Genomic DNA, 14,438 nt, shown 5'->3' with positions numbered 1-14,438 from the left:
ACGCAAGCCGCTATAGCAAGAGCAGTCATTTCAAAAAAGCGTGGGCGTATCCTCTATCGAATCATGCGCTCACGCTTTATATCATTAAACAACCACGACCGTTTTTAGGCCGCAGCCTCTTCTTCTGCCTGATCGATTTCTACCACCAGGTTATCGATGATAAACTCTTGCCGGTCCATGGTATTTTTGCCCATATAATATTCAAGCAATTGCTGAATATGATCGCCTTGCTCCAGGCGCATTAGTTGTTTGCGCATATCACCGGAAATGAACTGGGCAAACTCTTCGGGGCTGATCTCCCCGAGCCCTTTAAAACGGGTTACTTCCGGCTTACCGGTCAATTTCCGGATGGCTGCCTTTTTTTCCGCTTCATTGTAACAATAAATCGTTTCCTTTTTGTCACGGACGCGAAACAGCGGGGTTTCCAGCACATACACTTTTTCCTGTTTTACCAGTTCGGGAAAGAACTGCAGGAAGAAGGTCATGATCAGCAGCCGGATGTGCATTCCGTCCACATCCGCATCGGTAGCAATGACGATATTATTAAACCGCAACCCTTCCATCCCCTCTTCAATATTGAGCGCATGCTGCAAAAGGTTAAACTCTTCATTTTCATATACCACTTTCTTTGTAAGTCCGAAACTGTTCAGCGGCTTTCCCCGCAGGCTGAATACCGCCTGTGTTTCTACATTCCGGGCCTTGGTAATGGAACCACTGGCACTGTCTCCTTCCGTAATAAAAATGGTGGTTTCGTTTTGTTTGGCAATGTACTCTTCCTTGTTCTTTGCCGGCGGCTCCTCGTTTAAATGCACCCGGCAATCCCGCAGTTTGCGGTTATGCAGGTTGGCCTTTTTGGCACGTTCATTGGCTAATTTTTTAATCCCTGCAAGGTCTTTGCGTTCCCGCTCGCTTTGCTCGATGCGCTTCTTCAGCGCTTCTGCTGTTGAAGGATTTTTGTGGAGAAAATTATCCAGTTCCCGGGAAAGAAAATCCCCTACAAACTGTTTCATGCTGGGACCATTGATATCCACGTTCTGCGATCCGAGTTTGGTCTTGGTCTGGCTTTCAAATACCGGCTCTACCACTCTTACGGCGATAGCCCCAACAATGGCGCCACGGATATCTGAGGCCTCATAGTCTTTTTTATAAAACTCGCGGATCGTTTTTACAAAGGCCTCCCGGAAAGCCTGCTGGTGCGTTCCTCCCTGCGTGGTGTGCTGACCATTTACAAAGCTGTACAATTCTTCCCCATAATCGTTTCCGTGTGTAACCGCAACTTCGATATCTTCACCTTTCAGGTGGATGATCGGATAGCGGATCTCATCTTCATTGGTCTTTCGCTGCAACAGGTCCAGCAAGCCATTACGGCTGACATAGGTTTTGCCGTTAAAAACGATCTTCAACCCGGCATTCAAAAAACAATAGTTCCAGATCAGGTTTTCAAGGAACTCCGGATGGAATTTGAAATTTTTAAAGATGGTATCGTCCGGGATAAACGTAACCAGGGTACCGTTGTCTTCCGTGGTTTTCCCCTCTTTGCTTTCTTTTACTAAAACCCCACGCTCAAATTCAGCCGTTTTATCCTTGCCATCACGTACTGCAATCACTTTAAAATAATTGCTCAGTGCGTTCACTGCCTTGGTACCCACCCCATTCAACCCAACGGATTTCTGGAAGGCCCTGCTGTCATATTTTGCCCCCGTATTGATCTTACTTACTACATCCACCACTTTCCCCAGCGGAATACCACGCCCGTAGTCCCGAACGGTTACGGTATTGTCTTTGATCGTTAGCTCGATGGTTTTGCCATAGCCCATCATGTATTCATCGATACAGTTATCCATTACCTCCTTTACCAACACATAGATACCGTCATCCGGGCTACTGCCATCTCCTAATTTTCCGATATACATCCCCGGGCGAAGGCGGATATGCTCTTTCCAATCCAGACTTTTAATACTATCCTCATCATATGTTACTCCTGCCTTTGGTGCTGCCATTTCTTTTGCCATGAATCAAATCCTTTTTAAAATGCTGTGTTTCAGTTCCGTTTTTTTATCCGTCCGGAATGAAACGCTCAAATGTAAAAAGATTTTGGGAGATTGGTCACTGATTTTCTCAACACAGCCCCACCGACCGGTTTAAACTTTGGGGAGATCCGCAAACCGGCGGGAATAACAACTAGCCGCCAGGGATTGGTTGCTGTATATCTTCGCGGAAAGTGGCAGCGATTATGAAATTTTCGTGTTAAAAAACGGGAATCACTTATTTAGCCCACCTGGCTAAGGTTTATGCAAGCTATAAAAGAGCATTTGGTAGGACGGTTTGGTTCGTTTGAGCGCCTGGCTACACCCTGCTCAGTAAACGCGCATGCCCGGAATCTAGGATGTAATCTTATTTTTCTCGGTATAAGAGTCGATCACGGCTCCGATGGCTCTTACCTCTTCCTCACTTAAATCGCCCCAGATTTGTTTCCACATACCTTCATCATTCCGGATCTGGGTAATTTCATCACCCTCTGCCATACATTTATAATACGTAACGCCATCTGTTGTTTCCGCAGGCGTTACCTGTATCTGTGTCCGCTTGCCATCGATGGTCACTTCAATTGCAAACTGTTTTGATCCCGTTTCCATAACATTCTTTTTAATGATGAAAAAGCCGGGCTGTGCCGACAGATATCCCTGAAAAACCACCAAGATCAGGCCAAATAAACGGCACCGCTGTTAAGATTTCTCGTCAGCCGCTTATTTCGAAAGCTGCACCGTGTCATAAAACACCTCCGCCGCTTTATTCCGGAAGTAATATACAAAGGTTTGGTATCCGGCGGCTTTAAAAAACAATCCTCTTCGTAATACCCGCCGGTTTGCCCAAATGTAAAAATAGCCCTGCGCATCAGTTTTACCAGCAAGCTTGCCGGATGGCTCATAGAGCCGGACACCCGAAAGCCCACGCCCTTGCTGATTACTGACCAACCCGTAAAAAACAATCTTACCGGCTAGCGAATCACAGGCCGGATCGGACCAGGAAATCTCATAACGCTTGAGTACCTCTTTTATCGGCGGTAATCCTATGGTTTTCCTGCGTATATCCAGGCGAAGCATGTCTTTCACCGGCCATAATCTGGTATTCCCGGCATAATCGCCGCCCATCTGTGTTCCATAAAGCTGAAAACATCCGCGAAACATCTGCACGCGGTCGTACAGGTAAGCCGCATATACTTTGGAAGCCTTCCCTTGTGAAACCGCCTGCTCCAGCACAGGAAGGTATTTTTCGCGGGTAAGAGCGTCTGCATGCTGAATAACAAGCCATAACGCTTTTGAGGCGCCCGGCGAAACCAGCCGCTGATCCGGCCAGCCGTATTGGTCAATGATCCGGGATACCTGCAAGGTATTTGCCGAATCTTTTTTACCAATATACCTCCAGTAATGGGTTACCGTATCTGCGCCGGCACCATATTTTGCTGCTAAAGCGTTCAATGTATCGCGGGGTCCCTGGTCTTTACCTAAAATTGCTTCCAGCTCCGCGGAAATACGGTCGTAAGGAATTCCGGTCTGACCCGGTGTTTCTTTACAAAACAGAAAGAATAAAAGGAGGCACAGCAATCGCATTGTAGGAATGCCTGGTTTTCTTTTTTAACAACCCAGCCGTTCAAAGGTTCAGATCCTGGCTAAAACCGAAGTTAAACCCATGTGCCTCAGAATCAGCGTCCGTTTGCGTTCGTAAAGCTGCTTCCCGGATATCCTTGCCGGATCGCGATGCTTTTTGATGTCCTATGTTGCGTCTTATCAGGGTTCTCCGTCTTGAATAAGAAACTGTTTGTATGAGTAAAATACATTTTTGGGTCGCTTTGAGTGTGGTTCTTTTCGCGGGCTGCAAAAAAGACAAGCCGGAGCCACAGCCCTGTAAAAACTGCCCTGTAGTTTACAAACCCAATATATACATCTACCCGTTAAAAGAAACAGATCTCCGGGTCCGTTTGAGTTTTCCTCAGGGCGGATCGGTGATCGCGTCCATACCCGCCTACCATACCGGCTGGAATGTAAGCGTGGCGCCGTCCGGTAAAATCAACGGGCAATACGATTATCTTTTTTATGAAAGCCGGCAACCCGATCAATGGCAAAAGCACGCCGGCCGGGTGGTATCACGCGATAGTCTGCAGCATTTTTTTGAAGCGGATATGGCGGCATGTCAGTTTAAGCCCAATGAGATCAGCGATTTTATCGATTACTGGATTCCCCGGTTAAAGGACGCACCTTACTATGCCGTTTATCCCCAGGAAAAACCGGTGATTGAAAAGCTGATTCAATTGCATTTTTCGGAGCAGCCGGATGCCATGTTAAGATTGTTTTATCTGGTAAAGGCCCTTGATAGGCCGGTACAACTGCTCCCTTATACAAAAAAGGAAACCGTTCGCCGGAAGGGCTTCCATGTGGCAGAATGGGGCGTGATACTGGAATAATAGATCCGTTATCGCTTGACTATGCATCCGCTCAAACCGTTATTGAATTGTTCATGGAAGACGCAATCTCCCGCTGATCTACGCAGCGCCGGTTTCTCGCGGATCCTTTTCTACCTTTACCAACAAACAACCGGCGCCCATTTGCGAAACAATGGCATCAAACCCGAACATTTTACACTTGCGTAATAAAATCAGGATCGCCATGAAAAAATGGATACTGCTTGCCGGAATAATCATCGTTCTCATGGGCTGTAAAAAAGAACGTCTTGATGTCGGTAATCCTGATGTCGAAAGGTTTGTACAACAGCTAAAAAACGGAACCTTTAACCTATACGAGCGCAACGAAAAAGGAGAACGCCTATGGCTGCAGACGCCGAGGTTCGGGCCGGAACATATTGCCGCGCTCATTGCATTATCCAAAGACACCACGCATATACAAAAATTTCCGACCAACCCCATGTCTTCGCGCAGCCCGTTTCCGGAAGGCAGAAATTATTTTATTTTAGGTGAATGTTTGTTATGGTTGGTGAATGGCGTGCGGGGCGCTTCCTCGCTTGCCCCCTACCTGATCGATACATCCAAAGGAGTGAACGAAAGATATAAAGGTATTACCTCTACAGAGATATTGATGCTCAGCAACAGATACCGGCAGTGGTGGAGTGAATATAAAAACGGCGATTGGAAAACAAATAGCGCTTTAAGCGGCACTTCGTATATATGGATGTAACGCTACCCGTAGATTATTGGACGGATATCGTATCCTGATTCTAAAATGGGCTGTCAGCACGTTATTTTTGAATGGGTAAAGCGTTCGGGGAGGATCGCAGCTCCGCAACTGTTTGCCTTTTACGCTGATTTTTCGGAAAACTGATCAACGGTGTACTCAACCGGTCTGGTATCCCGGGGACGCAAGGCTACTGCATTATTCCTGTAATAGTTTTTGATAAAAAGGGTGTAAGTCATCCTTACACCCTTTCGTATTCCTTCAATGATTCATCCTTCCGTTATCGTTACATGATCTTTATCGCTATTTTCTTTCCAACGCACCAGCACTTTCTGTGTTTCAAAAGAGTCAATGTACTTGCCCACATAATCGGCCTGAATAGGAAACTCCCGGGTAAACCGGCGGTCGATCAGCACGCAGAGTTCCACTTTCTTTGGTCTCCCGTAATCCAGCAGGGCATCAAAAGCGGCACGGGTTGTACGGCCGGTGTACAATACGTCATCGATCAGGATTACATCTTTCCCTTCTATTGAAAACGGGATATCCGTTTCATTGGCAGCATGCAGTTCATTCCGCACATCATCCCTGTAAAAGGTAATGTCCAGTTTCCCGTAATCGATCGCCTGCCCTTTCGATATTTTTTGTACCTCTGCATAAATGCGGTTCGACAAAAAAATACCCCTCGGCTGCAAACCAATAATGGCAATTTTCGAAAAATCTTCATGATTCTCCACGATCTGGTGCGCCAGGCGCTTGATCGTAATCGCGATTTCTTCCTGTTTTAAAATCAGTTTCAAGATAAAAAGGTTTAAAGCTTAAAGCTCAAGGTTCAAAATGTTCCACAACCTTAAACGTTAAACAAAAAAATTATTCTGCTGCCATAAACGGGTACCGGTAATCAACCGGGGGATTAAAGGTTTCTTTAACCGTGCGTACGCTCAGCCAGCGATAAAGGTTCAGAATGGAACCTGCCTTATCATTGGTGCCGGAAGCGCGCGCACCGCCAAAGGGCTGCTGGCCCACTACTGCACCGGTAGGCTTGTCGTTGATATAAAAATTACCAGCCGCATTGGATAAACGTCTGGTTGCCGTTTCGATGGCGGCACGGTCGGTTGCAATGATCGACCCTGTTAATGCGTAGGGCGATGTACTATCTACCAGGTCCAGCGTTTTTTCAAAACTTCCGGCGGGGTATACATATACCGTCAGCACGGGACCAAAGATCTCTTCACACATGGTCACATACTTCGGGTCCTTGGTTTCAATCACAGTTGGCTGAATAAAGTAGCCCTCTTTTTTATCGCAGGTACCTCCCACCACAATACTTGCTTTGGGATCCTTCTTTGCTTTATCAATATATCCTTTTATTTTATCAAAGCTGCGCTCATCAATCACCGCATTGATAAAATTGCTAAAGTCTTCCACCGACCCCATTTTAAAGGAATGAACGCCTTCGATCAGTAATTTTTTCACATCCTTCCAAAGATTAGAAGGAATATAGGCGCGCGATGCCGCAGAACATTTTTGTCCCTGGAATTCAAAGGCACCTCTCAAAAGGGCCGTTGCCACTACACCGGGATCGGCACTTCGATGCACCATCACAAAGTCCTTACCCCCCGTTTCGCCTACAATACGCGGATAGCTCCGGTATTTGGGGATATTCTTTCCGATGGTTTCCCACATATGGTTAAACACACCGGTAGACCCGGTAAAATGCACGCCTGCAAATTCCCGGTGATTGAAACAAACATCACCAACCACAGGGCCATCTACGTAAATCAGATTGATCACCCCATCCGGAAGCCCGGCTTCTTTCAGGATGCGCATAAAAAGCTGCGCGGAATAAATTTGCGTATGCGCCGGTTTCCAAACCACCACATTGCCACACATGGCAGCAGAGGTAGGCAGGTTACCGCCAATTGCAGTAAAATTAAACGGGGTAATGGCCAGTACAAAGCCTTCCAGGGGCCGGTACTCCAGTCGGTTGTGCATACCCGCACCACTGATGGGTTGTTGCTTATAGATCTCGCTCAGAAAGTGCACATTGAACCGCAGGAAATCGATCAGTTCGCAGGCGCTGTCGATTTCTGCCTGGTAGGCATTTTTACTTTGTCCAAGCATGGTAGCAGCATTCATCTGTCCCCGGTATTTGGTGGCGATCAGGTCGGCCGCTTTTAAAAAGATACCCGCACGGTTTTCCCAGCTCATGATTTCCCAGGATCGTTTTGCCGCCAGTGCCGCGTCCACGGCCAGCTGCACATGTTTTCTTTCGCCAATGGAAAACTGCCCCAGCACAAACCGGTGCTCATGCGGAGGGCGGATGACCTCTTTTTTGGATGTACGTACTTCTTCGGCCCCGATATACATCGGCACATCCACCTTTTCGCCTTTCAGCAACGCGATCGCTGCCTTCAGGGCTTCCCGTTCTTTACTTCCGGGAGCGTAATTCAGCACCGGCTCATTGGCCGGCAAAGGATAAGAAAATGATCCCTGGTGCATATTTATTTCAATTTGAAAATTTGAAGATTTTGAAAATATAAAAACAACATTCGTGGTTGTTTACAACCTCGAACAAGCCGTACTCCGATGAGCTGTTTTCTGATACGGGTGTTGTTTTTCCCTGTTTAAACCGTTTCCTTCCGCTGCATCAGGTAGGCCTTGATAAAACCATCCAGTTCGCCATCCATCACCGGCTGCACATTTCCCACTTCATATTCGGTTCGGTGATCCTTGATCATTTTATAGGGATGGAACACATAACTTCGGATCTGGCTGCCCCACTCAATCTTTTTCTTGTTGGCGTTCGCCGCATTTTTCAGTTCCTCACGCTTGCGCAGTTCTTCTTCATATAACCGGCTTTTCAGCATCTGCATAGCTTTTTCCCGGTTGCCCATCTGGGTACGTTCGGTTTGGCAAACCACCACGATGCCGGTGGGTATATGCGTCAGGAATACTTTCGTTTCCACTTTGTTTACATTCTGTCCGCCGGCTCCGCCACTGCGCGCGGTTTCCATTTTCACATCAGCATCCTTGATCTCAATGTCGATGGTATCATCCACCAGCGGGTACACGAATACGGATGCAAAAGATGTATGCCTGCGGGCATTACTGTCGAACGGAGAAATCCGCACCAGGCGGTGCACACCGCTTTCTGCTTTTAAGAACCCGTAGGCAAACGGACCTTCAAACTGCAGGGTAGCCGTTTTTATACCGGCGCCATCGCCCCATTGCCAGTCCAGTTCGGTAATTTTCCAGCCCTGTTTTTCGCCGTACATCCGGTACATCCGGGCAATCATCTCGGCCCAGTCCTGGCTTTCTGTGCCACCGGCCCCTGAATTGATCTGCATAACTGCCGGCAATTCGTCCTCCGGTTCATTCAGTGTGCTTTTAAACTCCACATCCTCCAGGATGCTCAGGGCCTGGTCATACGCCTCCTGGGTTTCTGCTTCAGTCGCATCCCCTGCTTTCCAAAAATCAAACAACACCGCAAAATCCTCTACTGACGTTTCGGCCTCCCGAAACAGGTTCATCCAGTATTCATTAGTCTTTAGGTTCTTTAAAATTTCCGTAGCACGCTGATTATCGTCCCAGAAACCGGGACTTAACGAAAGCTGCTTATCTTCATTGATTTTCTGTTGACGGTTCTCGACGTCAAAGAAACCTCCTTATCCCGAGAACGCGGGACCGCATATCCTGTAATTTTTCCTGTGTCATAGGCTGCAAAGATACAGTCTATTTCCGATTTGTGGCTGCTTGCACAAACGATTGTTCAAGAATAGGGCGCTGCAACCCGTGTTCTATTTAATAAAACACAGTTTTTGACTTATGGGCCAGGCGCCGGCACTACTATCAAGCTTTACTTGCGTCGCTCCGTTCAGCGGCGGTGCTGCTATTCTTTTCTGGCGGGACCGAAGAAGTGAAACCAGCAGATGCGCTTGTATGCGTTTGTTCAATTGGTTTCATCACACCGTTAAGCTATCTTTGCATATACCGCGGATAAGCGGTCTTTTTTAAACCAATCCATGCATTATGGATGACTTTATTGCGGCGCGGTCGCAGATGGCGCTTTCTTTAGGATTTCACATTATCTTTTCCTGCATCGGCATGATCATGCCGTTCTTCATGGCGGTTTCGCATTTTAAATGGCTTAAAACAGGCAACATTGTGTATCGCAATGTAACCCGGGCATGGAGCCGAGGCGTGGCGATCTTCTTTGCTACAGGCGCGGTTTCCGGCACTGTATTATCCTTTGAACTGGGGTTGCTTTGGCCGGAATTTATGAAACATGCCGGACCCATTTTTGGCATGCCGTTTTCACTGGAGGGCACGGCCTTTTTTATTGAAGCCATTGCACTGGGCTTTTATTTATACGGGTGGAATAAGTTTAATAAATGGTTTCACTGGTTTACCGGTGTCATTGTTGGCGTAAGCGGACTGGCCTCCGGAATCCTGGTGGTGGCTGCGAACGCATGGATGAACAGCCCGGCAGGTTTTGATTATGTAAACGGACAATACCTTAACATAGATCCCATAGCAGCCATGTTTAATGACGCCTGGTTTTCGCAGGCGCTGCATATGATGCTGGCAGCGCTTACGGCTACGGGCTTTGCCGTTGCCGGTGTACATGCGCTGATGATCCTGAGACGGAAGAATGTACTGTTCCATACAAAAGCCTTTCGCATTGCCGCCGTATTTGCCTGTGCGGGCGCCATCCTGCAGCCGTTAAGCGGCGATATTTCTGCAAAAGATGTGGCCAAACGCCAGCCGGTAAAACTCGCCGCCATGGAAGCACATTTTAAAACAGAAGAAAGGGCGGCGCTCATTCTTGGCGGCATTCCCGATGAACGAAACGATACCGTTCATTATGCGTTGAAGATCCCCGGAGCCTTGAGTTTCCTGGCACATGGCAATTTTAAAACGCCCGTAACCGGCCTGGATGCCTTTCCAAAAGAAGTGCATCCGCCCGTTGCCATTACACATTATGCATTCCAGGTAATGGTAGGACTGGGCATGCTGATGTTGCTGATCGCCCTCTTTTATTTTTTTACCCTTTGGAGGAAAAGGAACTGGCTGGAAAAGCGATGGTTATTAAAACTTTTTACTATTGCCATTCCCGTGGGCTTTATCGCCGTAGAAGCAGGCTGGACGGTAACGGAAGTGGGCCGCCAGCCCTGGATCATTTATGGCATCATGCGCACCCGCGATGCGGTTACGCCCATGCCTGGCATTGTTTATTCCTTTTATATTTTTACCGCCGTTTATGTTTCACTGAGCATTATTGTAATGCTGCTTTTATACCGGCAGGTGAAGATGGTGGGGAAATTGTATGATGTTGCGTAGAATCTGACGTTGGAGGTTTATCGTCTGAGGTCCGAAATGAACGACAAACCAAAAACAATAAACAATAAATAAAACATGCTTTACGTAGTAATGGCTTATTTGTGGGCATCGATCCTGCTGTATGTACTCATGGGAGGCGCCGATTTTGGTGCAGGCATCCTCGAATTCCTTTCTACACGTAAAAGCAAGGATCAAACACGGAAGGTCATGTACCGTGCTATTGGGCCCATCTGGGAAGCCAACCATATGTGGCTGATCATTGCCATTGTGATCCTCTTTGTAGGATTCCCGGCAATCTATGCTACCGTATCGGTTTACCTGCATATTCCCCTTACGGTAATGTTACTGGGCATTGTAGCCCGGGGTACGGCGTTCAGTTTCCGGAACTATGATGCAGTTCAGGATAAAATGCAGGTGGTCTATTCCAAAACCTTTATGTATTCCAGCGTCATTACGCCGCTGTTCCTGGGCATCATCGCGGGTAGCGCCGTATCGGGCAAAATTGATCCACATGCCACCCATTTTCTGGACGCCTATATTTTTAGCTGGCTGGGGTTCTTTCCGGTTTCAGTAGGCATTTTTACGGCTACGATCTGCGGATTCCTGGCGGCTGTTTTTATTATCGGCGAAACAAAAACGGAAACCGAACGCCAGCGGTTTATTCAGAAAGCCCAGCATATGAGCCTGGCTGCCATTGCGGCTGCAGCATTGGTTCTCGTAGCCGCCCATCAGGATGGTATTCCGCTGGCACACTGGCTTTTTGGAAATCCGGTCAGTATTGCCTGTGTGGCGCTGGCGGCGCTTTCATTAACCTGGATGTGGATTTCACTATTCCGCAAATCGACCCGGTGGCTGCGGATTATTGCCGGAGCGCAGATCACCTTGCTGCTCGTGGCCATTACCTATGAGCATTACCCCGTATTGATCAACCTGAGAAATACGGAAGGGCTATCATTGCTTAGCCACCGGGGTTCCGACAAAACCATCCATGCCCTGGCTGTTGCCTTACTGGCGGGAAGCGTTTTTATTTTACCGGCCCTGTTCTATCTGCTTTACAGCTTTAACCGGCAGGAAGAAACTGTCGATTAACGTTTACATCCGGTCAGTGCGGACGCTGACCCGGGCAGAATGTGGACATTGAGCGGGGTACTGCACTACAAAGGCCTGGCTCTTCTCCGCCATCTATCTTCCCAGGGAATAAAAGCGCCCAATGTACCGCAAAACCGGCGGAAAAATCCTTCCCGCTCCAGGATCGATTGAAAGGGCTGTACATAGGCCGGTGCCGGATCAATGCGCACATCTACCTGATTGAGTTTTTTCAACGTGTCTACCATAAAGGGAATATGCATGATCCGGGTGCCAAACTTACGCTTGGTGAATCCCTTCATCATCGACGACTGAAAGGGATCTGTAACCAATGCCAGGGATTTAAACCCCTGCTGTCTTGCGATCTGGTAAGAATAAAAAAGATTTTCCGTGCTGTGCTCCGCCTTTGTTTCATAAAAAATATGTTTTTCCGGCACCCCGAGTTGCTGTGCATAAAGCCCCATGATCCGGGCTTCATAATAGGGCGAATAAATAGCCCCTCCGGAAAAGATGATGTTCCGGATAATGCCCCGTTCATACAGGTAGGTGGCCCAGAGTACCCTACCCTTCATTACGGTATCCCATTTTCCATCTTTAAACGGGTAACCGGGCACAATGCCTGCATCAAAGGTCATTTCGTTTGAAAGGACTTTTTCGTATAAACGTGTTGGGCGCTTCCGGTATGAGACCATACATCCGTTTATAGAAACGAGCATCAATAAAACTCCCAACGCAGCGATTATTTTTTGCAACATCGGGAATAAAAATACGGTAAAGAAAGCAGTAAATTCTAAAGTATGCATTCCAAATTAACGCATGAAACATTTTTTTTGAACGTCACCTCGACCGTGGGGAGAGGCCTCATATATGTCGGGCAGACGCCTCCATTACAGTCAGCATGACGATCGCGATAATTAGTTAAAATATCAAATACCAAAAGACAAGAACCAAATAAAGGACAAAGCATTAAATTATAGATACTAAATTCTATGGCTCAGGATCTGGCTTCCGGAGGACTGTAGTAACATATCAAAAATCAAATTAAAAAGTAAGGCGTTCAATACATCAATTCAGATTAAAGAACAAACATTGTTCACATGCAGGATCCGGACCTGGAACTGGTCCTGGTTAATGCATCATTTCACCCATATCCATTTTCTCCTGCTTCCCCCTTTTCTTTTTAATAAACAAGATAAAGGGGATACAGATCAGGAACATTAATCCCAGGTAAAGAAATACATCCATATAGGAAAGTACAGTAGCCTGTTTGGTTACGGTAAAATCGAGGATCTTATGCGCCGACGCCAGGGCCGCATCCGGCGTCATGCCTTTAGCGGTAAAGTTATGTTGCAGGGCGCTCACACGTTGCTGTACATTAAGATCGTTTACATCCAGCTTCGATACCAGGTCATTGCGGTAAAGCATGTTCCGGTTTGCAATAAATGTAGTGATGGCGGCTACTCCGAAAGACCCTCCCAACTGGCGCATCATCCCCGTAAAGGCAGCACCCTGGCCAATCTCCTGCCCTTTAAGGGTCGACAATGCCAATGTGGTAATGGGTATAAACAACAATCCCAACCCTACCCCCCGAACAATCAGCATCCAGAAAAACGCATCCTTCCCTGTGTCCGGCGTAATGATCTTATAGCCCCAGAAGCTATACACAAAGAAGAGGAATAACCCAGTAGCTACAAGGTATTGCTGTGGAACGCCCTTTGCAATCATCCGTCCGATAAAGGGCATCATGAAGGCGGTGGCCAGCGTAGCCGGTATCATCAACATCCCCGACTGAAGCGCCGTCCACCCTAAGATGCTTTGGGTGTACAGCGGAACAATAAAGGTGGACCCATACAGACCGAAACCCAGTATAAAGGACATTACTGTACCGATCCTGAGATTCCCGTTCTTCAATACCCGTAGCTCTACAATCGGGTTCTTATACGTTAATTCACGCCAGATAAAAAAGAACAATCCCAAAACTGCCGTGATGGTCAGCACTACTATGATCTTACTGGAAAACCAGTCATCCTCATGACCCCGTTCCAGGATATATTGCAGGGATCCGACAGTTGCACTTAACAGAAAGATGCCCAGCCAGTCAATTTCATGCGCGGCTTTTTTTTCTGCATATCTTGGGCTGCGCACAAATTGCAGGGTCAGCAACGTGGCAATAATGCCCAGGGGGATGTTGATATAAAAGATATACGGCCAGCTGAAGTTATCTACGATATAGCCCCCAAGTGGAGGTCCCAGTGTTGGACCGGCAATTACGCCCAACCCATAGATCGCCTGAGCCATCCCTCGCTTTTCTACGGGATAGGATTCGGTAATGATCGTTTGGGATGTTACCAGCAGGGCACCGCCGCCTACTCCCTGCAGGAAACGGAATGCTACCAGTTCCCAGATGTTGGAGGCATTGCCACACAAAAAGGAACAAATCGTAAACAATACAATCGATACGGCAAAATAATTTCTCCGGCCAAATTGCTGCGAAAGCCAGCTCGTCATAGGAACAATGATTACGTTGCCGATGGCGTAAGCTGTAATCACCCAGCCTACTTCAGACAAAGTGGCACCAAGGTTTCCCTTCATATCGTTCAACGCCACATTCACAATGGTACTGTCTACAATCTCGAGCAACGCACAAATGATCGCAGTAACGGTAACAATTACACGCCGCGCACCATATTCTACAAGGGAGTCCTGTTGCATATTTTCAATATCTGTTTATTGTGTATGGTCTGGTATGAATAGTCAATTGTCAATGGCGAGATGCGAAATGTGGGCAGAAAGAAATGCGCGTATAACAAGAACCTATTCACCATT

Annotated in this window: 12 protein-coding genes; 4 read left to right on the top strand and 8 right to left on the bottom strand. The window is 47.4% G+C overall.

Going from position 1 to position 14,438, the window contains the following annotated elements; genetic code table 11:
• Positions 1 to 104 precede the first annotated feature (104 nt).
• The 3 genes from LL912_RS23225 to LL912_RS23215 form a co-directional block, all read right to left on the bottom strand.
• On the bottom strand, positions 105 to 2,012 hold the full coding sequence (locus LL912_RS23225; protein ID WP_235556010.1) for a DNA topoisomerase IV subunit B: 1,908 nt from the start codon (positions 2,010 to 2,012) through the stop codon (positions 105 to 107).
• A gap of 369 nt (positions 2,013 to 2,381) precedes the next feature.
• The gene (locus tag LL912_RS23220) at positions 2,382 to 2,636 is read right to left on the bottom strand and encodes a hypothetical protein (RefSeq protein ID WP_235556009.1); all 255 of its coding nucleotides are present in this window, start codon (positions 2,634 to 2,636) and stop codon (positions 2,382 to 2,384) included.
• 111 nt (positions 2,637 to 2,747) lie between these two features.
• A complete protein-coding gene (locus tag LL912_RS23215; RefSeq protein WP_235556008.1) occupies positions 2,748 to 3,611 on the bottom strand; it encodes a DUF6624 domain-containing protein in 864 nt (287 codons plus the stop codon).
• Between the two features lie 212 nt (positions 3,612 to 3,823).
• On the opposite strand from LL912_RS23215, the gene LL912_RS23210 reads away from it, so the two are divergent.
• Together LL912_RS23210 and LL912_RS23205 are read left to right on the top strand one after the other, a co-directional pair.
• Complete coding sequence (locus LL912_RS23210) at positions 3,824 to 4,462, top strand: hypothetical protein (protein ID WP_235556007.1); 639 nt, start codon at positions 3,824 to 3,826, stop codon at positions 4,460 to 4,462.
• Between the two features lie 202 nt (positions 4,463 to 4,664).
• A complete protein-coding gene (locus LL912_RS23205; protein ID WP_235556006.1) occupies positions 4,665 to 5,189 on the top strand; it encodes a DUF4943 family protein in 525 nt (174 codons plus the stop codon).
• Between the two features lie 266 nt (positions 5,190 to 5,455).
• Here the strand turns inward: LL912_RS23205 and pyrR are convergent, their stop codons facing one another.
• The 3 genes from pyrR to prfB all read right to left on the bottom strand — a co-directional run bounded on the left by pyrR (position 5,456) and on the right by prfB (position 8,900).
• Entirely contained in the window at positions 5,456 to 5,983 is a 528-nt protein-coding gene (gene pyrR / locus LL912_RS23200; RefSeq protein ID WP_235556005.1) for a bifunctional pyr operon transcriptional regulator/uracil phosphoribosyltransferase PyrR, read from the bottom strand.
• A 70-nt stretch (positions 5,984 to 6,053) separates the two neighbouring features.
• Positions 6,054 to 7,685, bottom strand: coding sequence for an L-glutamate gamma-semialdehyde dehydrogenase (gene pruA, locus LL912_RS23195; protein ID WP_235556004.1), 1,632 nt, complete (start codon positions 7,683 to 7,685; stop codon positions 6,054 to 6,056).
• Between the two features lie 125 nt (positions 7,686 to 7,810).
• Positions 7,811 to 8,900, bottom strand: a protein-coding gene (gene prfB / locus LL912_RS23190) for a peptide chain release factor 2 (protein WP_235556003.1) whose coding sequence is annotated in 2 segments (ribosomal slippage) — positions 7,811 to 8,839 and positions 8,841 to 8,900 — 1,089 coding nt in all. Because the reading frame shifts where the segments join, the coding sequence is not laid out codon by codon here.
• A 315-nt stretch (positions 8,901 to 9,215) separates the two neighbouring features.
• On the opposite strand from prfB, the gene LL912_RS23185 reads away from it, so the two are divergent.
• Positions 9,216 to 10,526 (top strand): cytochrome ubiquinol oxidase subunit I, encoded by a 1,311-nt coding sequence (locus LL912_RS23185; RefSeq protein ID WP_235556002.1) that lies wholly within the window; start codon positions 9,216 to 9,218, stop codon positions 10,524 to 10,526.
• Positions 10,527 to 10,601: 75 nt separating this feature from the next.
• Positions 10,602 to 11,615 (top strand): cytochrome d ubiquinol oxidase subunit II, encoded by a 1,014-nt coding sequence (locus LL912_RS23180; protein WP_235556001.1) that lies wholly within the window; start codon positions 10,602 to 10,604, stop codon positions 11,613 to 11,615.
• 65 nt (positions 11,616 to 11,680) lie between these two features.
• Here LL912_RS23180 and LL912_RS23175 read toward each other — a convergent pair whose 3' ends face one another.
• Both LL912_RS23175 and LL912_RS23170 read right to left on the bottom strand, forming a co-directional pair.
• Positions 11,681 to 12,247 (bottom strand): YdcF family protein, encoded by a 567-nt coding sequence (locus LL912_RS23175; RefSeq protein WP_235556000.1) that lies wholly within the window; start codon positions 12,245 to 12,247, stop codon positions 11,681 to 11,683.
• Between the two features lie 493 nt (positions 12,248 to 12,740).
• Entirely contained in the window at positions 12,741 to 14,324 is a 1,584-nt protein-coding gene (locus LL912_RS23170) for a DHA2 family efflux MFS transporter permease subunit (protein ID WP_235555999.1), read from the bottom strand.
• Positions 14,325 to 14,438 lie beyond the last annotated feature (114 nt).

Source organism: Niabella agricola (assembly GCF_021538615.1).
Taxonomy (GTDB): domain Bacteria; phylum Bacteroidota; class Bacteroidia; order Chitinophagales; family Chitinophagaceae; genus Niabella; species Niabella agricola.
Note: the sequence above shows the minus strand (reverse complement) of the source record. Positions and strands in the feature narration are given on the sequence as shown.

Excerpts from the sequence above, each read along its gene's own strand:
- LL912_RS23170 (WP_235555999.1), bottom strand. The coding sequence starts at position 14,324 with ATGCAACAGGACTCCCTTGTAGAATATGGTGCGCGGCGTGTAATTGTT.
- pruA (WP_235556004.1), bottom strand. The coding sequence starts at position 7,685 with ATGCACCAGGGATCATTTTCTTATCCTTTGCCGGCCAATGAGCCGGTG.
- LL912_RS23220 (WP_235556009.1), bottom strand. The coding sequence starts at position 2,636 with ATGGAAACGGGATCAAAACAGTTTGCAATTGAAGTGACCATCGATGGC.
- LL912_RS23180 (WP_235556001.1), top strand. The coding sequence starts at position 10,602 with ATGCTTTACGTAGTAATGGCTTATTTGTGGGCATCGATCCTGCTGTAT.
- LL912_RS23185 (WP_235556002.1), top strand. The coding sequence starts at position 9,216 with ATGGATGACTTTATTGCGGCGCGGTCGCAGATGGCGCTTTCTTTAGGA.
- LL912_RS23210 (WP_235556007.1), top strand. The coding sequence starts at position 3,824 with ATGAGTAAAATACATTTTTGGGTCGCTTTGAGTGTGGTTCTTTTCGCG.
- LL912_RS23215 (WP_235556008.1), bottom strand. The coding sequence starts at position 3,611 with ATGCGATTGCTGTGCCTCCTTTTATTCTTTCTGTTTTGTAAAGAAACA.
- LL912_RS23205 (WP_235556006.1), top strand. The coding sequence starts at position 4,665 with ATGAAAAAATGGATACTGCTTGCCGGAATAATCATCGTTCTCATGGGC.
- LL912_RS23175 (WP_235556000.1), bottom strand. The coding sequence starts at position 12,247 with ATGACCTTTGATGCAGGCATTGTGCCCGGTTACCCGTTTAAAGATGGA.
- LL912_RS23225 (WP_235556010.1), bottom strand. The coding sequence starts at position 2,012 with ATGGCAAAAGAAATGGCAGCACCAAAGGCAGGAGTAACATATGATGAG.